At 44.1% G+C, this 21,596-nt stretch carries 20 protein-coding genes and 1 pseudogene; 5 read left to right on the forward strand and 16 right to left on the reverse strand.

Features of this window, described 5'->3' with window-relative positions:
* Positions 1 to 18: 18 nt before the first annotated feature.
* From malP to glvA, 3 genes are all read right to left on the reverse strand, one after another.
* Positions 19 to 1,602 carry a PTS maltose transporter subunit IIBC gene (malP, locus tag AC0C66_RS19430; protein WP_461845956.1) on the reverse strand — a complete coding sequence of 528 codons (1,584 nt, stop codon included), beginning with the start codon at positions 1,600 to 1,602 and terminating at the stop codon, positions 19 to 21.
* 14 nt (positions 1,603 to 1,616) lie between these two features.
* On the reverse strand, positions 1,617 to 2,381 hold the full coding sequence (gene glvR, locus AC0C66_RS19435; protein WP_072182484.1) for a MurR/RpiR family transcriptional regulator GlvR: 765 nt from the start codon (positions 2,379 to 2,381) through the stop codon (positions 1,617 to 1,619).
* Between the two features lie 64 nt (positions 2,382 to 2,445).
* On the reverse strand, positions 2,446 to 3,795 hold the full coding sequence (gene glvA / locus AC0C66_RS19440; protein WP_061188193.1) for a maltose-6'-phosphate glucosidase: 1,350 nt from the start codon (positions 3,793 to 3,795) through the stop codon (positions 2,446 to 2,448).
* A 335-nt stretch (positions 3,796 to 4,130) separates the two neighbouring features.
* Between glvA and AC0C66_RS19445 the strand changes: the two genes are divergently transcribed.
* The 5 genes from AC0C66_RS19445 to AC0C66_RS19465 are packed head-to-tail and all read left to right on the forward strand — an operon-like array spanning position 4,131 to position 7,413.
* A complete protein-coding gene (locus AC0C66_RS19445; RefSeq protein WP_061188192.1) occupies positions 4,131 to 4,445 on the forward strand; it encodes a WXG100 family type VII secretion target in 315 nt (104 codons plus the stop codon).
* A 5-nt stretch (positions 4,446 to 4,450) separates the two neighbouring features.
* Positions 4,451 to 5,674 carry a hypothetical protein gene (locus tag AC0C66_RS19450; RefSeq protein WP_014113069.1) on the forward strand — a complete coding sequence of 408 codons (1,224 nt, stop codon included), beginning with the start codon at positions 4,451 to 4,453 and terminating at the stop codon, positions 5,672 to 5,674.
* 11 nt (positions 5,675 to 5,685) lie between these two features.
* Positions 5,686 to 6,453, forward strand: a complete 768-nt coding sequence (locus tag AC0C66_RS19455; protein WP_072182480.1) for a hypothetical protein — start codon at positions 5,686 to 5,688, stop codon at positions 6,451 to 6,453.
* A gap of 23 nt (positions 6,454 to 6,476) precedes the next feature.
* Entirely contained in the window at positions 6,477 to 7,034 is a 558-nt protein-coding gene (locus AC0C66_RS19460; RefSeq protein ID WP_161490084.1) for a YfjD family protein, read from the forward strand.
* Between the two features lie 49 nt (positions 7,035 to 7,083).
* Positions 7,084 to 7,413, forward strand: coding sequence for a YnfA family protein (locus tag AC0C66_RS19465; protein WP_072182479.1), 330 nt, complete (start codon positions 7,084 to 7,086; stop codon positions 7,411 to 7,413).
* Between the two features lie 35 nt (positions 7,414 to 7,448).
* Here the strand turns inward: AC0C66_RS19465 and AC0C66_RS19470 are convergent, their stop codons facing one another.
* The 13 genes and pseudogenes from AC0C66_RS19470 to AC0C66_RS19530 all read right to left on the reverse strand — a co-directional run bounded on the left by AC0C66_RS19470 (position 7,449) and on the right by AC0C66_RS19530 (position 21,563).
* The gene (locus tag AC0C66_RS19470; RefSeq protein ID WP_003239795.1) at positions 7,449 to 7,628 is read right to left on the reverse strand and encodes a small acid-soluble spore protein H; all 180 of its coding nucleotides are present in this window, start codon (positions 7,626 to 7,628) and stop codon (positions 7,449 to 7,451) included.
* Between the two features lie 52 nt (positions 7,629 to 7,680).
* The gene (locus tag AC0C66_RS19475) at positions 7,681 to 9,498 is read right to left on the reverse strand and encodes a sigma-54-dependent Fis family transcriptional regulator (RefSeq protein ID WP_461845954.1); all 1,818 of its coding nucleotides are present in this window, start codon (positions 9,496 to 9,498) and stop codon (positions 7,681 to 7,683) included.
* A gap of 115 nt (positions 9,499 to 9,613) precedes the next feature.
* Positions 9,614 to 10,990, reverse strand: a complete 1,377-nt coding sequence (gene acoL, locus AC0C66_RS19480; RefSeq protein ID WP_461845953.1) for an acetoin dehydrogenase complex dihydrolipoyl dehydrogenase — start codon at positions 10,988 to 10,990, stop codon at positions 9,614 to 9,616.
* Positions 10,991 to 11,010: 20 nt separating this feature from the next.
* On the reverse strand, positions 11,011 to 12,207 hold the full coding sequence (acoC, locus tag AC0C66_RS19485) for an acetoin dehydrogenase complex dihydrolipoyllysine-residue acetyltransferase (protein ID WP_072182476.1): 1,197 nt from the start codon (positions 12,205 to 12,207) through the stop codon (positions 11,011 to 11,013).
* Positions 12,208 to 12,220: 13 nt separating this feature from the next.
* A complete protein-coding gene (gene acoB, locus AC0C66_RS19490; RefSeq protein WP_087987735.1) occupies positions 12,221 to 13,249 on the reverse strand; it encodes an acetoin:2,6-dichlorophenolindophenol oxidoreductase subunit beta in 1,029 nt (342 codons plus the stop codon).
* 1 nt (position 13,250) lies between these two features.
* On the reverse strand, positions 13,251 to 14,252 hold the full coding sequence (gene acoA, locus AC0C66_RS19495; protein WP_461845952.1) for an acetoin:2,6-dichlorophenolindophenol oxidoreductase subunit alpha: 1,002 nt from the start codon (positions 14,250 to 14,252) through the stop codon (positions 13,251 to 13,253).
* Between the two features lie 227 nt (positions 14,253 to 14,479).
* Positions 14,480 to 15,168 (reverse strand): annotated as a pseudogene (locus AC0C66_RS19500) (YfjL-like protein).
* Between the two features lie 28 nt (positions 15,169 to 15,196).
* Positions 15,197 to 15,649 (reverse strand): DUF6884 domain-containing protein, encoded by a 453-nt coding sequence (locus AC0C66_RS19505; protein ID WP_072182472.1) that lies wholly within the window; start codon positions 15,647 to 15,649, stop codon positions 15,197 to 15,199.
* 95 nt (positions 15,650 to 15,744) lie between these two features.
* The gene (locus tag AC0C66_RS19510) at positions 15,745 to 16,296 is read right to left on the reverse strand and encodes a GNAT family N-acetyltransferase (protein ID WP_088679806.1); all 552 of its coding nucleotides are present in this window, start codon (positions 16,294 to 16,296) and stop codon (positions 15,745 to 15,747) included.
* Positions 16,297 to 16,527: 231 nt separating this feature from the next.
* Entirely contained in the window at positions 16,528 to 17,511 is a 984-nt protein-coding gene (locus AC0C66_RS19515; RefSeq protein WP_072182520.1) for a tRNA dihydrouridine synthase, read from the reverse strand.
* A gap of 1,151 nt (positions 17,512 to 18,662) precedes the next feature.
* A complete protein-coding gene (locus tag AC0C66_RS19520; protein WP_072183715.1) occupies positions 18,663 to 19,784 on the reverse strand; it encodes a quinone oxidoreductase family protein in 1,122 nt (373 codons plus the stop codon).
* A 37-nt stretch (positions 19,785 to 19,821) separates the two neighbouring features.
* Positions 19,822 to 20,637: an ABC transporter permease gene (locus AC0C66_RS19525; protein WP_010787966.1), complete on the reverse strand. Its 816-nt coding sequence runs from the start codon at positions 20,635 to 20,637 to the stop codon at positions 19,822 to 19,824.
* Positions 20,634 to 21,563: an ABC transporter ATP-binding protein gene (locus AC0C66_RS19530; RefSeq protein WP_088679807.1), complete on the reverse strand. Its 930-nt coding sequence runs from the start codon at positions 21,561 to 21,563 to the stop codon at positions 20,634 to 20,636. Before AC0C66_RS19530 ends, AC0C66_RS19525 begins: the two co-directional genes overlap by 4 nt.
* Positions 21,564 to 21,596: the final 33 nt, after the last annotated feature.

Here is a 21,596-nt window from a genome sequence, read left to right on the forward strand (position 1 = left end):
CGAATAGGAGGGCTGGCTTTATTGATTCAATATTTTTTCTACACGCTCCCGCATCTGCGGCACGCTCAATCCGATAATCACCTGAAACGCCTTCCCGTTCCTGACGATGCCGTGCGCGCCAAGCGCGCGGAATACGCTGTCGGGCTCAACCTTTGTTTCATCCTTGACGCTGACTCTAAGGCGGGTGGCGCAGTTTGTCACTTCAGTGATATTGTCTTTTCCACCCAGCGCTTCAATATAAAGAAAAGCGGTGTCATCTGCCGTTTCAGCAGCAGAAGCTGTTTCATCCTTGTTTTTTCTTTCTCTGTATTCCTTTTTCGAATACAGCTTTGTTTCCTGCTGATCGTCAATTTCCCGTCCCGGTGTGGCGATATTGAATTTGAGGATTAAAAATCGGAAGACGAAAAAATAAATAGCTGTAAAAGAAAGCCCGATCAAAATTTGATACACATACGTCATACCGTGGCTGCCAAAGAGCGGAATCCAGTTCAGGGTAACCGCCTCGATTAAACCACCCCCCATGTTTCCGACAACACCGGCCATATACATGACCGTTGACATTGTCGCAGCAAGCACGGCGTGAACCGCAAATAAGAAAGGAGAAATGAATAAGAAAGTGAACTCAATCGGCTCTGTAATGCCCGCGACAATCGCTGTCAGCGTGACAGGAATCAGCAGCCCTGCGACAAGTTTTTTCTTTTCCTTTTTGGCCGTGACGTAAAACGCCAGTGCGATCCCCGGAATGCCGAAGATTTTCGAGTTGCCGTGGAGCGCGAATCCGCCTTGCGGGAAGAGCTCCTTCAGCGGCTTGGCGCTTTGCGAATATTCGCCGAGGTGCTGTGCCCAATACGTGACGATCCCGCCTTCTGCTACAGCAGGCCCATAAATAAACGGTGTGTAAATAAAGTGATGAAGACCGGTCGGAATCAAAATCCGTTCCAAAAACGTGTATATCCAGACGCCCACCGCCCCAGAAGCAACCAGGAAGCTTTGAAGCGAGCCGATTCCCGTCTGAACCATCGGCCAAATGTAAGACACGGCCAAGGCGATCGGGATCATAATGAAGAAGGAAATCATCACGATATACGTTGAGCCTTGAAAGATGCCGAGAAAATCGGGCAGTTTTTTATCAAAATAGCGGTTATGCAAAAAGACGACAATCGAAGAAATAAAGATAGCTCCGATAATGTTGGTATCAAGCGTTTTGATGCCCGCGATCATCGTTAACCCGCTCGTTCCGCCGACCTCTTGGTTCATATCGACGCCAAATGCCCCTCCCCATACCGTCAAGATCGAGCTGACAAAGTAATTGAACGTCAAGTAAACCGTAAGCGCTTCCAAACAAGCGCGCGCCTGAGCTTTCTTCGCCAAAGCAACCGGGATGCCGATGGCGAATAAGAGCGGCATTTGATTAAATACTGTCCAGCCGCCCTGCTCAATGATATACCAGCACTGATACCAAAACCCGTCAGGATCGGCAAGCGGGCCCATGAGGGTTTTATTTTTAAAAAGCGTACTGACACCGACGATAATGCCGGCGAACGCGAATAATAGAACAGGCACAAACATCGCGCTTCCAAAGCGCTGGATCTTTTGCATCATACCAGAACCCCCTGCTACTTCATGTTATTTTTTTCTGCCTCTTTGTAATCAACATATGCGCGGAACAATGCTTCGCCAACGAGAAAAAATGGTGCAAAAGCGACAATTTCCGTTTTATCGCTTAATGTCACAGGTTTGCTTGTCGCATAAAGATTATGCGGAGTCAGCTGGGCGAGGACATTGTTTTTTAAATTCGTAATGGAAATAAAGGGAATACCCTTTGCAGAAAGCATTCTTGCCTGAGGAATCAGCTCCGGTGTTTCGCCGGAAAGAGAAATGATGATAAACAGATCGTTTACTTTAAAATCATCGCGCATCAGATTAAATTCATTTCTGTCTTCAATCAAAATGAGATACCGATGGCGCGGAATAAACATCCTTTGAAGATCGCGGGCGCATATCTTTTGCGCATTTCCAGATCCGTACACGAAAATGCGGTCAGCTTCATCAATCAGCTGGCACATCTCCGTCATGTCCTTTGTCCTTAAAAATTTCAAATTTGATTCAATATCGTCAAGCAACTTTTGAAAACTCATACTCTCGCCTTCTTCCGGCTGATCTTCCCACTTTAAATAGACGCGAAATTCACTGTAGCCGCTGAAACCGAGCTTTTGGGCAAGCCGTAAAATTGAGGAACGCGATACGCTGCAAGCTTTGGCCAGCGCGTCGATTCCAAGGTGATAGCACGTGTGCTTGTGATTCAATATATATTTTAAAATATGAAAATCGTTGTCATTTAATTTGCTGTAGTGCTGATTAATCAGTTCTTCGAGCTGCATATCAGATCCCCCCATTTTCTTTCTATTATATACAATTACAGATTCGAAAATGGGGGAATTTCAGTTATGAAATGCGAGTTGGGCTTTGATCAAGCTCTGGCCAATAGTCTTTGTTGGCCTCTATTAAATCCTCGAGAATAAGCCTTGCTACACGCGCGTTCGGCACTGTTTTTGACAGGATCAGCGCCTGCCACAGCTTTTGGAACGATTTCTCCTCCCACGCTTCAACAGTCAGTTTCTCAACGGATACCTGCTGCTCCATCAGCCCTTTTTGGAATTGCGGAATAGTGCCGACGGTGATCGGTTCAGGTCCGTTTGAGCCGACAATACATGGCACCTCGACCATTGCAGTCGGGTCAAAGTTTGCAATCGCGCCATTATTTTCAACAATCAACAGCATTCTTTCACCTGTGTTGTAGGCAATCGCCCGGGCTAGATCAACGATATATGATGCGTGATCATCGATTTTGATTTCGCTGTTTTCCGAGGACTGCTCGCGTGTGATCATGTCACATTGGCTGAAAATAAAGGCTTCGCGCCCTTCCATCACTTCGTTTGCCCGCGTATGATTCGGATTTGATTTTTTCACCATATCATCCGGGAACAAATAATATTGCAAATACGTATTCGGCAGTGTGTCAGGATCTGCAGCCTGCACATCACGCGCTTTGGCGAACGTGTCATTCCAGCTCGCCTCCACAGCTTCAGCCTCCGTCTTCGGAATGTACCCGTATTGAGATACATGCTCCTTCAGCTTCGGCATTAAATCGTTGCCCTCTTGATCCTGAATCGATGTCCACCAGCCGAAATGATTTAATCCGTAATAACGGACCTTCATTTCTTTTCTTGAGGACAGGCCGAGAATTTGCGCCATCCGGTCTTCGATTCCAACCGGCATATCACAGATATTGAGAATTTTCGAATTCGGTCTGAGGCGTCTCGTTGCTTCGGCTACGATCGCCGCCGGGTTGGAATAATTGAGCATCCACGCATTAGGCGAATATTTTTCCATGTAATCTAATATTTCAAGCACGCCGCCAATTGAACGCATGCCGTATGCGATACCGCCCGGCCCGCACGTCTCCTGGCCGACAACTCCGTACTTCAGCGGAATTTGCTCATCCAGCGCACGCATTGCGTATTTCCCTACCCTGATGTGCGCCATGACAAAATCGACATCTGTAAAAGCTTCTTCCGGGTCAGTCGTCGCTGTAAATTCAATATCCGGCGCTTTTTCTCTGATAAAAACGTCACAGGCGCCTGCAATGCGATCCTGTCTCTCCTTATCATTATCATACAGCTTCAGCTTTCTGATCGGAAACTCTTCCAAATGGTCCAAGAGCATCAGAACGATCCCTGGAGTGAAAGTGCTTCCTCCGCCCGCTATTACGATTGAGAATGATTTTTTCTTCATAAGACGACCTCCTTGATAACGTTTATAATTCCATTTATACCATGGAAAGGCCCGTCCCGTAACACGTTTGGCGCACTTAGGTCATTTGATCAACTTTAGTGTTTTTTCCCATAGAGCGGGAAATTTCTCACTTACCTTACGTCTGGGAGATTTGATTTTTTTACCTTTTTTGTAATCTTAAAGTCTCACCAACTGTGAAATTTGAGTGAATATACGCCCTTCCAGTTCTTATGAAAAGGTTCTTTTGTACGATTCGGATACATGCCGAATTATTTATAATCATTTATATAAAACATCCATTTGTGCGTGAATTTAGAAAAGGCAGGGGACAAAAGTTGGACTCATATAAAGTCATTGAGCTGGCAAACAAGTACAGTGCGGCCGCGGAACAGGTCAGAAGCTCTAAAATGCTGCTTGAATCCCGGTTATCTGCATTGGGGGATGCTTGGCAGGGAAAAGCAAGAGACTCGTTCGACCAGGATTTCGAGGAAACGAAAGCCTCCTACGACCAATTCGAACAGGAGCTGCTGGAAACAAGCCAGGAGCTGAAGGCAGCCGCCGTCAAAATAGAAGAACGAAAAGCTGAAATTGCCAGAATGGAAGAACTGGAACGTAAAGCAAGAGAGGAAAGACATAAACTCGGGGGGTGAACAGTGTGTCAGGAAACATTGCAGTTGATCCGGATAAGCTCGAACAGCTGGCAAATGATGTTGTCACTGAATTAACCGATATGGAAAACAAATATAAGGAACTGCATTTGGAGCTGGGGCAGATGATTTTGCAATGCGATCCCCGCTACAGCAGCTGTTTTTCCGGAGTCGGCGATGCGTGGAGCTCAGGGAAAGCGCTCGTCACCAAACTGAGTGACAATGAGATTTTCATCAGAAAAACGAGCGACAAGTTTGTTCAACAAGATGATATTTTGCGAAAGCTTTATAACGCTTACGACAAATACGGCACGATGACAAGCTTAACCGCCCTTATGCTGACTCAGGGAAAATACTACGGATTAGGGCTTACAAAGTTTGTGAAACAGCCAAGCGGCTTACATACCGCCCGGCACTCAAAGCTTCTGTTGGACATTTCCAGGGCCGTTGACAGCTCACATTATCAAAAAGCGGCCAGAGTGCTTTTGAATCCTAAATATTTGTTTAAAAAGACAAACCGGCCATTTTCAGATTTGGTACATAAAAAGTTTACAAAGTACTTCCCTCAGGATACGGTGGATTTTTCAAACAGTGTCAGAAGCTACACAAGAGGATTTCTTAATGAAGCCGGCGTACGCTCAACTTTGAAGGATGTCGGAAAAACGGGCTTGAAATTCGCAAAAGGAAATGCCATTACCGCCACACTGATCACCGGTGCGACTGAAACGTTCGGAGCGGGCTTGAAAATTGCTGAAAATTACGCAAAATACCAAGACAAACCGGAAGTTCTCAAGCGTGAAAACGCCAAGGCCGTCGGGAATGCTGTGAATAATACTATTTTCATCGCAGGAGGGGCAACGGCAGGCGCTGTCGTCGGCGGTGCCCTTGGAAGTGTGTTAGGCCCTGTTGGTACAGTAGTCGGAGGCACAATCGGATCAGCCGTAGGAGGTTTTGTGGGAGAAAAAATCGCAAAATTCACATCAGGCTTTGCTGAAAAAGCAGCTGTAAAGCTGAAAGAACCGATTCACGCTGTCGTTGATACTGCCAAGAAAGGATTGGAATCAGCCGGCAAAGTCGTCAAATCAGTAAATGATGGGATAGATGCGGCGAATCAAACGATACATAAAGGGATAGACAACGCGAAAAAAGGAATGGAAACAGCAAAGAAAACAGCGGACTCGCTTATACAAGGCGCAACCCATTTCCTTAAAGGGAAATTTTCATTTGGATAGGAGAATAATGAATGAAGCAGTTTACAATCAGCATAGAGGAACTCTTATTTTGTTTTTATAGCGAAGGGTTTTTTGAACAGGGAATGGCCTTGAAGCAGGCCTATTTTCCAGAGATAGAAGATGAACAGCTCGGCGCTTTGTTTGAAGCGGCGTGCCGCTCACTCTTAGCCAAGGATGCCGCGGAATTTCGGAATCATCAATATCGGTTAAAGGACGAGTACTGTCCGTTTATCCATGTATTAAACGACGCTGACTATACAGTGAAGCTTTCTAAATTTAACGGGCAAGGCGCTGAACAGAATGTGTCCTGCCACGTATCAAAATTCGGCACTTACTCTCACGAACTCCTTTTTGACGAGCAAGTCCACCGCATTACAAAACTAGAATCGAATGAAGGCCTGCTTACTAAGACAGATGAATTTTTACATATAGTAGAGGAAGAGAATAGCAGAGGTTTGCTTCTGAGATTGACATCAAATGAATTTGAGAAGCTCTTAGAGGGCGCTTCAGACAACCCCTCTTACCTAAAAGAATTCCTTGAAAAACATGACCATCAAGAGGACGTTACCCGATTTGTAAATGATCTGGCTTTGCGAAAAGGGAAAATGGATACACTGATGCGTCTTGTTTATGACAAAGACAATTCGCCGGAAGTGGCCGACATGGCTTTCGTCTTGCCTGGCAGCCGTCATACTTGGCTGGTAACAGGCATTACTCAAAATGAATTTTCTATCGTACCAGCAAATAAGGATGTTATAAAAGGTATACTTTTTTGCTAAAGAGCGATAAAGGAGAATAGCAATTGAAAAACAATGAAGTAATTAAGGTCAAAAGCAGAATGTTTTTTAGAATATGGCTGTTCCTCGCCACAGGGGGCGCTTTTATTGCAGGGGTGTGGCTGGTGTCTGAAGCTCTTACATTTGAATCTAAGTATTCCCTGCTTTATTTGGGCGGCGGATTAATGGCAATTGTTTATGGCTTGATCACATTTTTTATGGCTTTCCCGGCATTTACAAGCCGGGGAAATGTCATTTTCAGTGTAAAGACCGGGCCTGATGGCGAGATCTTCTCGAGAAAGCGCAGTGCGCGTTTTTCTGAGATCAAACGGATTTATATGGGACGGCATCATTACAGTCTGAAAGGGATCTTTTTTGAGGATATCATCATTGAGAAAACTGACGGAAAGGTCGTTCGCATCCCTACCTGGAATATTATCGCCAATCCGCTGTTTTTTGAAGCGGTGGAACGCTATATCCTCCCCCATCTGAGTGATGAGGCGAAAAACAATTGGATCGGCCAATTTACGGAGATTCAGCGAAAGGCGTATTTGAAGGAATTTGAGAATCATCCGAAGCTTTAACAGCACTCCTCCTTTATAATGAAAGATAAAAGCAAGTTGAGGAGTGCGCGTGATGCTGATTACCATTCTATTATTTCTCGCGGCGGGGCTTGCCGAAATTGGCGGCGGGTATTTAGTTTGGCTGTGGCTGAGAGAAGCAAAGCCAGTCGGCTATGGGATCGCCGGAGCGCTGATCCTGATTGTATATGGCATTCTTCCGACGTTTCAGTCCTTCCCTTCCTTCGGCCGTGTATACGCCGCATATGGCGGGGTATTCATCGCGCTTGCGGTTCTATGGGGATGGCTTGTCGACCGGAAAATACCTGATTTCTATGACTGGATCGGCGCATTCATTTGTCTCATCGGCGTCTGTGTGATTTTATTTGCGCCGCGCGGATAACAAAATGGCCTGCTTATGAAGCGGGCCATTTTAGTTTAGTCCTCTTTTAAGTTGGTCAGCTGTACTTCATGCTCCTGCTCAGGTTCATCAAGCGGATAAATTCTCGCTGTTCCGTTTTCTTCATTCACGTGCTGAATGTAAATAGGAACTCCGTTATATGTTACTTTCTTCATGTCGGGAGATTCTACAATTTCTTTCGCCCTTTGACTATTCATTCTAACACCCTCCTTCATACATAACGTTTCCATTTCTTGAAGGAAGTATGCTTTATGATTTAGCGAATAAATTGAATTTTTTCAGACGTTTGTAGAAAGTGCTCCGGGGTATCCCGCTGATTTTGGCAGCTTGAGAGACGTTTCCTTGTGCGGATTCAAGCGCCTTGATGATGATGTCTTTTTGGATTTGCTCACGAAGGGTCAGCGCGCCGGCAGCAGCCGGCTTTTTTTCTGCCGGGCTGATCGGCAGTCCTGCGGCTTCCAGTAAAGCCGTAAGCGGCTCATCCCTCAGCCGGCCGTCCGGAAACCTGATGGAAAGACGTTCAAACACATTGAACAGCTCGCGAATATTCCCCGGCCACCTCCATTGCTTCAGCACATCCAAAAAAGCAGGGGGAAGTTCGCCAGGCCAATGATTCTTCTGTTTGTAGTACTGAAAGAGGTCTGGAATATCCTCGGGGCGGTCGCGTAAAGGAGGAAGCTCGATCGGATAGACATGAAGGCGGTAAAACAAGTCCTCTCTGATTTTCCCGCTTTCGGCAAGCTCGCGTAAATCACAATGTGTGGCGGCAATGACTCTGATATCAACCGGAATTTCTTTCGTCCCGCCAACCGGTGTAATCTTACGTTCCTGAAGCACCCGTAAAAGCGCAACCTGCATCGAGTGGGAAATTTCTCCGATCTCATCTAAAAATAAGGTGCCTTGATTCGCTTTTTGAAAGGCGCCTTTGTAGCCGTTTCGTTTTGCTCCCGTAAAAGCGCCCTCCGCATAGCCGAACAGCTCGCTTTCAATCAAATCAGACGGGATCGCTCCGCAATTGACAGCAACAAACGGGCCGTGCCGCCTCTCGCTGTTTTCATGAAGCGCGCGGGCTGCGACTTCCTTCCCCGTGCCAGTTTCCCCCGACAGACAGACCGTTGCATCCGCCGCAGCCGCTCGTTCAAGGTTCTTCAGCATTGTTTGCGATCGGCCGCTTTGCCCGATGACTCCATTGAATCGAAACGCCTTCTTTTTCTTTTGTTCCGACAGATAAAAACAAGTGCCGCCATCCCCTATGGTGACGGCTTTTTCGATTAAAAAGCCCCGTTCCTTCACCTCATACAGGTGCCGGCCCTGCCAATCCGGCATTGAGGTTCGAATCGGTATGCTCGCGCTGATGATGTGCTGTTTGGTATTGCAGAGCACCATCGGCACACGGGATGCAGCTCTATCCGCAAAACGGCTGATCAGCTCTAGCTCTTTCTCACGGCTTTTAGCTGCCAGTTCCCGTTCCGCGGCATAGGCGATCGCCGTGGCAATACCGAGCATATAAGGATGCGCCCCTGCCGCCGGACACGATATGTCAATCACACCTGCAAGACTGCCATCCTCATGGTGGATCGGAGCGGCTGAACAGTTCCAGTGATGGGAAGCGATTGAGTAATGTTCTGATCCTTGTATTGCAACCGGCTCACTGATGTGGAGCGCCGTGCCAATCGCATTTGTTCCGACAGCCGTTTCCGTCCAGCACGCGCCTTCGATAAAGTTGATGCGTTTGGCTTCATAGAGCGCACGGGGATGGCCGTCCAATGCGAGAACAACACCGTCAGAATCAATTAACAGTGCCATCATTTCCATTTCTTTTATGGCAGGCAGCAGCTTTTCGAGGTAAAGCTGTGCGGTCGTCAGGAAGAATGAATGTTTTTTTGACTGCTGATCCAGCTCCGTTTGCTGTAAAACCTTCGGGCCTTTTTCTAAATAAGGATTGACCTCAGCTTTTTTGCAGCGATGCCATGACTCGGCGATCCGCTTTCTTAATCGGGCTTCGTCAAGCACACCGTCTTTCACAAAACGTTTCCAGGTTTGCAAATCGTTTGGGACCGAATTCATTTCCTTGATCGCTCCTCCCTTACACGCCGTTTTCATCTATTGTAGGGGAAAAATAAAGCGCTTTCAACAATAAAAAAGCAGGCGCCTTATATCCATACGCCTGCTTTTTCCTTTATTATGCATGTACTGCAAGCCCGATCGTGCTTAACAGCGCCTCGTGCAATGTTTCCGACAGTGTTGGATGGGCGGCGATAAAATGCTCCGCCATATCAGCGGTCATCTCACCATTCATGATCGCAGCCGCTTGACCGATGAGCTCGGTCACATCAGGACCAATCATTGAGACACCGACGATTTCGCCGAATTCCGGTTCTGCCACGATTTTGACCTTTCCTTCCGCTTGCTGTTTAATGAGCGCCTTGCCGTTTGCGGAAAAAGGAAATTCGCCAATCTTCACATCCCCGTATACGCTTCTTGCTTGTTGTTCTGTCATTCCGATGCACGCGATTTCCGGTGATGTATAAATGCAACGGGGCACATGTTTCTCATTTATTTTGACATTCCTTCCGGAAGCATGAGAAGCAGCGATAATGCCCTCATGGAAAGCCGCATGGGCCAGCTGAATGCCTCCGATTGCGTCTCCGCACGCATAAATATGAGGCACGTTCGTCTGCATGTGACCGTTTACCTGAATACCTTTTGGAGAAAAATCAACTCCAGCCTGCTCCAGCTGTAATCCGTCAAGACGAGGTTTTCTGCCGATCGCCACGAGTACATAATCAGCCTTCGTTTTAAACTCCCGCTGCCCGCTTTTCCATATTGCTGTTTTGGCCGTTTGATCCACCCGCTCTAACCGGGATGAGGTATGCACTTCAACACCGTCTTTCTCAAGTTTCTCCTGAAACAGACGGGCAATATCTTCATCTTCAGCCGGGATCAGCTGGCCGGCTGTTTCAATGATGGTCACCTTCGATCCCAGTCTGGCAAACAGCCCGGCATACTCACAGCCGATAACACCGCCGCCGACAATGACAAGTGAAGACGGAATCTCAGAAAGAGAAAGCGCGTCCTTGCTGTCGATGATCCATTCGCCGTCATACGGCGCGAATGGCAGCTCGATCGGTTCTGATCCGGATGCAATCAATACTTGGTCCGCCTCTCTGATTTCTTTTCCGTTCACTCCTTCGATCAAGAGCTTTCTGTCAGAAAGAAAGGAGGCCTTCCCCTTCACAACCTGTATTTGATTTTTCTTCATTAAGTATTGAACACCTTGGACAAGCTGTCTGACAACCTGTTGTTTTCGGTTCTGCATTTTGCTCCAATCAACCGATATCTCACCTGCTGGAAGTTCAATTCCAAAGTGGTCGGCATGCTTGATTTTGTCAAGAACGTTTGCGCTTTCTAACAAAGACTTCGTCGGGATGCAGCCTTCATTCAGGCAGGTTCCCCCAAGCTGGCCTTTGTCAATGAGCAGCACGTTTCTGCCCTGCTGTGCCGCAGAGACCGCAGCCGCATAGCCTGCAGGTCCGCCGCCGATAATGGCTAGTGTCATGTCGTCTTCACCTGCTTTTCCTATAAAATTAATGCTGCCGGTTCTTCCAAATTTATTTTAATCGCCTTCAGGAATGCTGCGGCAGGGGCGCCGTCACACGCTCTGTGATCAAATGTCAGGCTGAGCGGAAGAATCGTGCTTCTGACAATCTCCTCTCCTTGATACACCGGCGTGTCATAGCTTGCTCCGATACCGAGAATGCCTGTTTCCGGCGGATTTAATATCGGCGTAAAATGCTCCACTCCAAAAGCGCCAAGGTTAGTAATGGAGAAGGTTGAGCCTTGCAGCTCTTCGCTTCCCGCCCGTCCCTCGCGTGCTTTTTTTGCATTTTCTGAGATGGATTGAGCCAGTTCAATCAGCGATTTCTTTTCAGCATGGCGGATCACAGGCACAACTAATCCATTTTCCAAGGCCACAGCCATTCCGAGGTGCACATGAGGATGTGTGATGATGCGCTCATTTTGATAAAAGCTGTTCAGCGCAGGATGAGCTTGCAGAGCGAGAACGGCAGCTCTTGAGACCAAATGAGTGATCGTCAGCTTTGTGCCGTACCGCTCTTCGGCTGTTGGAGAAAGCTGTTTTTGAAGGGCTGCCAGCTTGGTGATATCAGCCTTCATCGTAATCGTCAGCTGCGCGCTGTTTGCCAGGCTTTCCTGCATTCTGGCCGCGATAACTTTTCTCATGCCTGTCACCGGCGTTTCTTGCGCCTTCTGCTCAGAAACCGGCTCTGTCCGATCATTTTTCTGTTCAGCAAGCGCTTTTGTCACGTCGTCCTTTACGATTCGTCCGCCTGGTCCAGTACCTTTCAGCTGTTTCAGGTCTAATCCTGCCTTTTCTGCTATTTTCCTGGCAACTGGAGATATTTTGATTCGTTCTTTTTTGGAGGCTGCGGGTTTGCTTTCTTGTTTGACGGGCTGGACGGCTTGCGGCACACTGTCTTCAGCAGCAGGCGCGCTCGCCTCTTCCTGCACCGATTCATTGGCGTCCCCGATGTAGCAGATCGCTGTGCCGGGCGGGACCTCCTCCCCCTCTTTTACTTTGATATCGATCAGCGTTCCTTTTTCAGGCGCCTCGATGTCCATTTCAATTTTCTCCGATTGAATGCTGGCAATGCTTTCTCCCTTTTCAACCGGGTCGCCTACTTTTTTATTCCATATCGATACTTCCCCTTGTTTCATGGCCATTCCCAATTTTGGCATCACTACTTTTACCGCCATTTGTGTCCCCCCTTTAATTCATTGCCGGCTCGCCAAGCAATTCAAGCGTGACGCTGACAATTTGATCTGGTGTTGGCAAATATTGATCTTCAAGCACTGGTGAAAACGGCACTGGTGTATGCGGCGCTGTAATCCGTTTAATCGGCGCATCAAGCAAATCAAAGCCCTTGTCGGCGACAATCGCTGCAATATCCGTGGCAATGCTGCATCGCGGATTGGCTTCATCAATGATGATCAGCCGGTTTGTTTTTTCTAACGATGTGAAAATCGCTTCCTCATCCAGAGGAGACAGACTGCGGGGATCCAGCACCTCGGCTTCGATGCCTTTCTCTGAAAGCTTCGCCGCCGCTTCAAGCGCGGTATTGACCTGCTTGCCGACTGCAAATAGCGTGACATCGCCGCCTTCGCGTTTGATGTCCGCCTTTCCAAGCGGAATTGTATAATAATCTTCCGGCACCTCGCCCTTCATGTTATAGGACGTTTTGTCTTCAAAGAAGAACACCGGATCATTGTCTTCGATTGCTGCAAGCAGCAGGCCTTTGGCATCATACGGATTAGAAGGAACAACCGTCTTCAGCCCCGGGATGCTGGTGAAAAGGCCATACAGCGCCTGTGAATGCTGGGCAGCTGCCCGGAACCCCGCTCCGTATGTGGTGCGGACGGTAATCGGCACTTGCGCTTTTCCTCCGAACATATAGCGGAATTTCGCCCCTTGGTTAATCACCTGGTCAAAGCACGTGCCGATAAAATCGTTAAACATCAGCTCGGCAATCGGTCTCAGCCCGGTTGATGCCGCAGCCATAGCTGCACCCATATAGCCTGCCTCAGAAATCGGTGTGTCCAGCACTCGGCTGCGCCCGAATTCCTGTACAAGCCCCTTTGTGACTCCTAACACGCCGCCCCATGCTTCATCATCCTGCAAATGATCGATTGCCGCTCCCCCGGCGACATCCTCACCGATCAAAAGCACATTTTCGTCTCTTCTCATCGCAAGCTTCATCGCTTCATTGATTGCGTCTGACATGCTTATGACTCTCGCCATCTCACATTCCCCCTTTTTCATATGACACGTAGACGTCTGTCAGCAACTCTGACTCTTTCGGATATGGGCTGTCTTCACTGAACGAGACGGCTTTTTCAATCGATTTGCTAACACGCTGTTCAATGTCTGACAGTTTATTGGCATCTGTTTCTTTTAAAAGATAGTTTTTAAAGCCTTGAATGGCATCCTTTTCTTCAAGGTGCTCAGCTCTTTCATCCTTCGTTTTATACGTTTGGGCATCCCCTTCGAAATGGCCGTAATTTCTGTAGGTCATACATTCGATCAAAGACGGGCCTCCGCCGTTTCTTGCTCTTTCAATCGCTTCCTCCGCTGCTTGGTAAACTGCTAAAATATCTTTTCCGTCCACCGTCACTCCCGGCATGTTATAGGCAGCCGCCCGATCGGCGATTGAATCACAGGCCGACGCGTACTCAAATGGGGTTGCTTCGCCGTAGCCGTTGTTTTCAGCAACAAATACGACAGGAAGGTTCCATACTGCCGCTAAGTTCAGCCCTTCATGGAAAGTACCTTGGTTATTTGCTCCATCCCCAAAAAAGCAAACGCTTACATTTTTAGTCTGTTTATATTTAGCGGTGAGCGCTGATCCGCATGCAAGCGTAAATCCGCCCCCTACAATTCCATTAGCCCCTAACATGCCTTTATCGAGATCGGCAATATGCATAGATCCGCCCTTGCCTTTGCACAATCCGGTCGCTTTCCCGAAAATTTCCGCCATCATGCCGTCCAGATCACAGCCTTTGGCGATACAATGGCCATGTCCCCTGTGCGTACTTGTAATGCTGTCGCCATCATGTAAATGAGCGCACACCCCTACAGCCACGGCTTCCTCACCGGCGTATAAATGAACGAATCCGGGAAGCACTCCCTGGGCGAACAGCTCATGCACTTTGTCTTCAAAGCCCCTGATCTCCAGCATCTTTTGGTACATCCACAGCGCTTTCTCCTCAGTTAATAACAAGCCTTCTCGTTTTAACAATTCCATTTTGTGCGCCTCCTTCTAATTAGGGTTCACGTTTATAAATGCAAGAAGCGTGCCAGTCTTTGGAGCCCGTAAAATCAGTCGTTTCATTTTTACACTGGAGACAGTTTGAGACAGGTGTCTCGTTTTGTCTCAAACTGATTCATTCGTCTCGTTTTACAGCATGCAAAAAAGACCGGGCATCACCCGGTCTTTGACAATGATCGACGTATTTATTTCCTCGGAAATCTTTAACTGCCTAATTCCTCTGCATCGTTTGGCTGAATAGCTGTTTCCGGAAGAAAATCAATTGAATATTTGACATACCCAATACCTCCGTCCCCGTCCTTCTGCATACAGTCTATGATGCCGTTTGCATATGTATATTCCGTTTCATTAAGCGTTTTTCTGACTGTTTCCGCCATCTTTGCGGCATCTGTTTTTGATACCCCGCTTGCATCTAACTGAATCGTCATGCTCATAGATGCTTGTTCAGCGAGCTGTTTGTTCCATTTTGTTCTAACGTGAACTGGCCGTTTTCGATACTCAAAGCAGCATCAGCTTTTATGACTTGCGGAACCGCTTTTTTCAGGTCTGCTTCGATTCCCTTCGATGCTTCTCCATTTAAACGTTTTGATAGTGATTCAGTATACGCTTCTTCAATTCCATCGCACGTTACTTTAGGATGGAGAAATCCCTTCGTACACATTGGGTAGCGATGAGATTGGGTGTTTGCTTGGAATACATATTCAGAGGTTTTAGCGTTATATACCCCATTCGTGATCTTGATTTCTTTTTTAGGATAGATTTGTTTCACATAAGAGACAAGCTTTTGCTCTGCGGCATTTTTCGTAAATGGGTTACCGAACCATACATGATAGATATATAGTCCGCATCCGAATACCACAATGGCAATCAAGCCAACCACAAGTTTTTTCATGTTCACACTCTTTCCTTGATATGTTGTGCTACAATTCTTGTTTTTCTTCAACAGCCCGGTTCAGTGCTTGAAGCATGTAGCCAATGCCTTTGTACGGTGACAGCGGCCAGTTGATATGCTGATGCTCGCCGATCACGGCGTTTAGGACGCTTCGATATTTTTTTCCACCAAGCATGACAAGCTCTTCGATGTCGGAAAAGCCTTTTTCGCAAAATTGGCGGCGCAGCTCCTCTGTTGTCATGATCTCCGGATGAGCGGTACCAAAAGTCACATCGTAATTTCCCGATACGATATCAACAGGGCGAAGAAAGCCGTGCTTCGCCGACAAAATCACCCACTCATCGAAAAATGCTTTCGCATACCGCTCGCACGCCTGATGAAACGGGCTGAGATAGGCGTCCTCCGCCCTTACCGGCCCGGTATCAGGCTGGACGTCCCAGATTTTTTTCTTGCCGCAGGGGATGATGCATAGTCTTTTCATTTTTCTCTCCCTATTTCTGCTTCATATAATGGTTTTCCATATCCCGCAGTTAGTTCCTCACATTATGTGAAAGAGGCATTAGGTAAAATTCATTTTTACCTTCCAGATGTAAAATCTCCTTTGATGATTGAATACATATATAAATCTTCAAATGTACCACAAGTAAATTCATAATGTCTCAGCAAGCCCTCTCTGCTAAAACCTTGTTTTTCTACTAGTTTTATCGATGGGATATTAGAAGGTTCAATAAGAGCTTCAATTCTTTCCAGCTGCAAGTGGTTATATCCATATTTGACGACAGCCTCTAATGCTTCACTGACTATTCCTTTTCTCCAGTGATCTTTGCTTAATTCATACCCAACTTCAGCTCGATAATGTTTTGCAAGTCTATTAAGAAATCCACAACTTCCTATTACTATGCCAGAATCTTTAAGTGTAATTCCCCATCTGATTCCTGTACCTTTTTCATATATGGATTTATACCACCTAATCTCTTTACAAACATCACTAGTTGTTTCAAAGGGTTCTAACCCCATTGGCTTAACAACATCTTGATCTGAAAGATAGAGTAGCATATCTTTGGCATCTTCAACGTTTACTTCTCTTAAAATCAATCTTTTTGTTTCAATTATAGGAAATTCTTTCATCAAATCCCCCCTTCATTGCAGCCCCTATTATTACCATGTATTTTATCTTATCCTTTTAGATAAAAAAAGATAGCAAGGACAATGATCCCTGCTATCTTGATTCTTATAAGATTTCAACAATTTCTCGGCAGTTTTTCAAATGATGACAACCGGCAGGAATAATCCGGCGAAATACCGCATTTATACCCGTTTAATATCCCTGCTCCGCTCACCTTGAATTGGAACAATTTTTCACTTTAGCTCCGCACCGTCAAGATACTTTTCCTCAAATTCATCGAGCAATGCACGCACTTCATCTGTTGACTTTGTGTTCATGCATTGGTTTCTTAATTCACTTGCGCCTCGGAATCCACGGAGATAAATCTTGAAAAAGCGAGGTAGGGGCTTGTATGGACGGGCTTCTAATGCTGAATATTGATCATGAAGATCGAGATGCAGCCTTAAGAGATCCAGCAATTCTTTGCTGCTATGCTCTTTCGGCTCCTTTTCAAAGGCAAATGGATTTGTAAAAATGCCACGCCCAATCATAATCCCATCAACACCGTATTGTTCAGCAAGTTTCAAGCCAGTTTGACGGTCAGGGATATCTCCATTGATTGTCAACAGTGTATCTGGCGCCACCTCGTCACGAAGCTTCTTAATCTCCGGGATCAGTTCCCAATGCGCATCCACTTTACTCATTTCAGCTCTTGTACGCAGATGAATGGAAAGATTAGCAATGTCCTGTTTCAATACGTGTGTCAGCCAGTTGCGCCATTCGTCTACATCCGTGTAACCAAGCCTTGTCTTCACGCTTACAGGCAGTCCCCCTGCTTTTGCAGCTTGTATTAATTCTGCGGCAACTTCAGGACGACAAATAAGGCCGCTACCTTTCCCATTGCCCGCTACATTAGGCACAGGACAGCCCATATTAATATCTAGACCCTTAAACCCTAGTTCCGCCATACCAATACTCATTTGGCGGAAGTTTTCAGGCTTATCTCCCCATATATGTGCAACCATTGGCTGTTCATCCTCCGTGAAAGTCAAACGGCCGCGTACACTATCCTTTCCATCTGGATGACAGTAACTTTCTGAGTTTGTAAACTCCGTAAAGAACACATCAGGTCTGCCGGCTTCACTCACAACATGGCGAAACACAACATCCGTCACATCTTCCATTGGTGCCAGTACAAAAAATGGTCGTGGTAAATCACGCCAGAAATTATCTATCATAACAAATTCAAATCCTTTCATTATGAATACCAAAAACCGATATCCCTAAAATAAAACAGTTCCTTGTCTGCTATACACTTATAGCATGATTAAGCTCTTTTTATCAATCGATAGTGAATTTTTTGATTAATACGTATAACTAGGAATGGAAAAGAAAAACTGACTAAGAAATGGAAGGTTAGATCTAGATTTCTATAGAATATTCATGGACAATCGGCTCTCACATACTTAGTATTGCTCAGATTACTGAATTGCGGAAACGAATAATTAGTTTTATTGAGTATATCCCATTTTAACTATCTTTAAATCAGTAATGTTCTTTTTTCGCTATTCTTCTCCTCTATTTTCCGACTACTAAAACTAAGATTATTGAAAAGGGAAAGAAGAGTAATTCGAGAAAAGACAGTCAGAGCAAAGACTGCCTATGAAAAAGACCCAGAAATCAGCACTGTTCATTCTGCCGAAATCCAGATCTAATTAAGATTTGTTTATTTTAGATAGACGACATAAAACCAAGCCTTGCCATAGCTTCATCAATTGTCGCTGCCAGTCACTACTATATTAGACTCCAAATTTAGCAAGCTATAAAGGGTTATTGGTGCTCATCATAAAATCTTACATTCATATGATAACATGCTTTTATAAGTAATACTTTAAAAATCTAAACTGGTTTTTACCAGTACCTCTATCAATACTTTTTCCTTTTAATTTGTTTCCTGATCTTGCAATACCACCATTCACTTTCTTATTAAGTATACATGGTTTAGATCATCTATTACTTTATCAATATCTTTATAACTTACATTAAGGAATGCTCCTAATCAAATTTAGTTGCTGGCAAGAGAATGATACAGATCCTAAAAAGCAAGTATTTCAACTTAAAAATAGCCATCTTCTATGCCTGAAGATGGCTAATAAATATAAAGCAGTTTATTGTTTACCGATTTACTGACCATGCGATGACCAAAGAGTACTCACATCTAATATAGATTAGCTGATAATATATTACACTGATAGAGTTCTTAAATGAAGAGCTCCTTCTGAAATTGCCGGAAAAAAATACTTCAACTATTTCATGTATGTTTTTAAACAATATGATCTATAGAACTCTATTAATACAATAGAATTTGAATTTTGACTATTTTGCTAACTTATCTATATATCAATACCGCTTTCCCTAAACGAGTATTTCTATTATAAGTTCTTTCTATAAATTTGTCTCCATTCTCTATTGAGTATGTATTATCAACTGGAACAATAAATTTATTCGGGTCAAATTTTTCTATTGACTTATTTAGATCATCAGATGTGCCGATGCAATTACCTATAATTGATAAGTTATTAATTGTTAGAGTAAGCATACTTTTGTGTATCCGTTCTGAATCAGTCTTCCTATCACTAGCTTCAACAAAATGTGGATGTTGATTTTTATATCCACATGTAATATAACGTCCGCCTTGTTCTAATAGATCAATTGCATTAATAAGATGTAAATCAAAATAAGGATCAAAGATTACATCAAATTTGCCCAAGTCGGAATATTCAGACCAGTCAGCTGCTCCTCTTTCTATTTTAAATAATCTTGTAGGAGAAATGAGTCTCTTCTCATCTTCTGACCAGTCTGATGTCGTGAGGGCTGTTGTTTCAATACCTTTTGAGATTAAACCATTTAAAATAAACATTGAAGTATTCGACCGTGAACTTAGAACAAGTGCTTTCTCACCTTTTTGAACACCTGTCTTCCTTATCATACTTGTGGAGGTCTGTCCTCCTATAGAATAGGAAGCTGCAATTTCATCATCCATAAAATCAGGGATACCTATCAGCTTAGATTTGTGTAATCTTAACCATCCTTTTGAAGCTTCGTTAGTTACAACGCCTGGTGCAACACTAGGGAATGGCGGTTCTGGATAAGCACAATCAGGGATAACTCTGTCTCCTATATCAAAGTGATCTACATCAGTACCTTTTTTTATGATTCTGCCGACAAAATCTGAACCAAAGAAAGCAAAAGGAAGTGAATCTACTCCTGTACTTCCAGCCATCTTCAAAGCCGATTTTAATATTAATGCTTTGTCTCTGTAATTACATGAAAACGCATCTACTTTAACTAGCACAAAGTTTCGGTTATCTTCATGATTTGGATCAAAATGTGGCTCGTCAACTTCCACTATCCCTAAATGTAAATCAGTACCCGCCAGATTCACTGGTGACAATAATTGTATGTCAGAATCTGAAACTAAATTAGTATTAATTAATGATAAAGTTTTCATTTTTGTCCCGCCCGGCATTAGATTATTTTGTAATGTTCTATATTCTCATAATAAACTTCTCTCTATTAAACTTTTTGGAAATAATAAGAAATATAACGATATCAATTATTATTAACACTAATGATAATAATAATGTAATTTTAATTCCAAATAGCATGACACCTCCTGCTTGAGATATAATAAGACCCATAATAGGTAATACCATAACCACGGCAACAGATTGTGCCGATTTACTTGTCTTTACTCGTTGAGAAACTGTAATGATAAGTGAAATAGCCAAGAAGACAATTAATGGATCTAAGATGAGCCCAATAATTAACCAGTTTATATCAGGAAATATCATTTCACCAAAGACATAAAAACCAAACGTATCTAAAATAACTCCATATACAATCATTGATAACCATGTAATAATCATAGAAGGTATAGCAGAGGCAAGAATCTTTCCAAGCATTAGTTCTTTATTAGTTAAAGGTGTATATAATAAACCTTCAACAGTTTTGTTTTCTTTTTCGCCAACAAAACTTGAACTAGATATGACTGTCGAAATGATAACTGGAATCAAGAGAAATAAAGGTTTGAAAAAATACATCAATACCGCATATGCTGCTGATTTTTCCTGATTTAGTCCTTGCTGCAACACCATTTCTTTTGGCAACCTTTCAAGAAATACGCTTATTCCGCCTATAGAATTGGTAGGTAAACTACTGGTGCCGCCCAAAAGGATAATTAATGGTAAAAATACACTAAATATAAATGGAACAACCAAAAGGGAAGCTATCGCCGCCTTATCATTCTTGATTTCTAATAAATCCTTGTTGATTAAATTGGTTACCTTATGGTTTCTAATCATGATTGCAATTCACCTATCTTATTAAAATACAATTCCTTAATTGTATGCTGCACTTCTGCAACTGAATATACTTTAATATCTGCTAAAATCAATTGCCTGATTAATAAAGTGATATCATCTGCTTGATTTAAGCGTACACGAACGTATGGTTGATCATTATTATGTATCTGCTCTGCTTTACCGAATGTCTTGCTTGTGCTGATTGTTTTCTCGATGGGCGTAGCTTTAATATCAAATTCGAAATAAGGCCATTCTTCCTTTAATACGTCTTGTACAGGTCCTAATGTTTTAAAACACCCATCTTTAATAATACCAATATCATCTGCTAATTCTTCTAATCCTTGTAATTGATGAGTACATATTATAATTGATGCACCATCATTTTTAACCATCTCCCGAAGATGATCTGTTAGATTTTCAGATGTCACTGGATCAAGTCCTGAAGTGGGCTCATCCAGTATTAATAGTTCAGGTTTATGCAGCATAGCTCGGGCCAAAGCTGCCTTCTGTTTCATCCCTTTACTAAAAGTACCCAACTTAGATTTGGAACGATCCGTTAACTCAAAAACATTTAGTAATTCTTTAATCCTTTTCTTTCTATCATTTGCGCTTATGCCATAAAACTTTCCCCAAATGTTTAAGTTTTCAACAAGAGTAAGGCTTTCATATAAATTACCATCATTTTGAACACCAATCCTATTTCTCAGTGATGCACTATTCTTCTGGGTAAGGGGTTCATTAAACAACTTAATTGTTCCGTTCGTGGGAGATAACAGGCCGGTAAGTAAACGTACTGTAGTAGTTTTACCAGCACCATTAGGACCTAGGATTGCAAAAGTATGTCCCGTTTCTACACTAAAAGATAAGTCTTTAATAATTTCACGATCATTCATCTTTTTACTCAAGTTAATCACTTCTGCTATCATTAATGTTTGCACTCCTATCGATCTTCTCAAGTA

It is taken from the genome of Bacillus sp. VA13 (assembly GCF_055710085.1).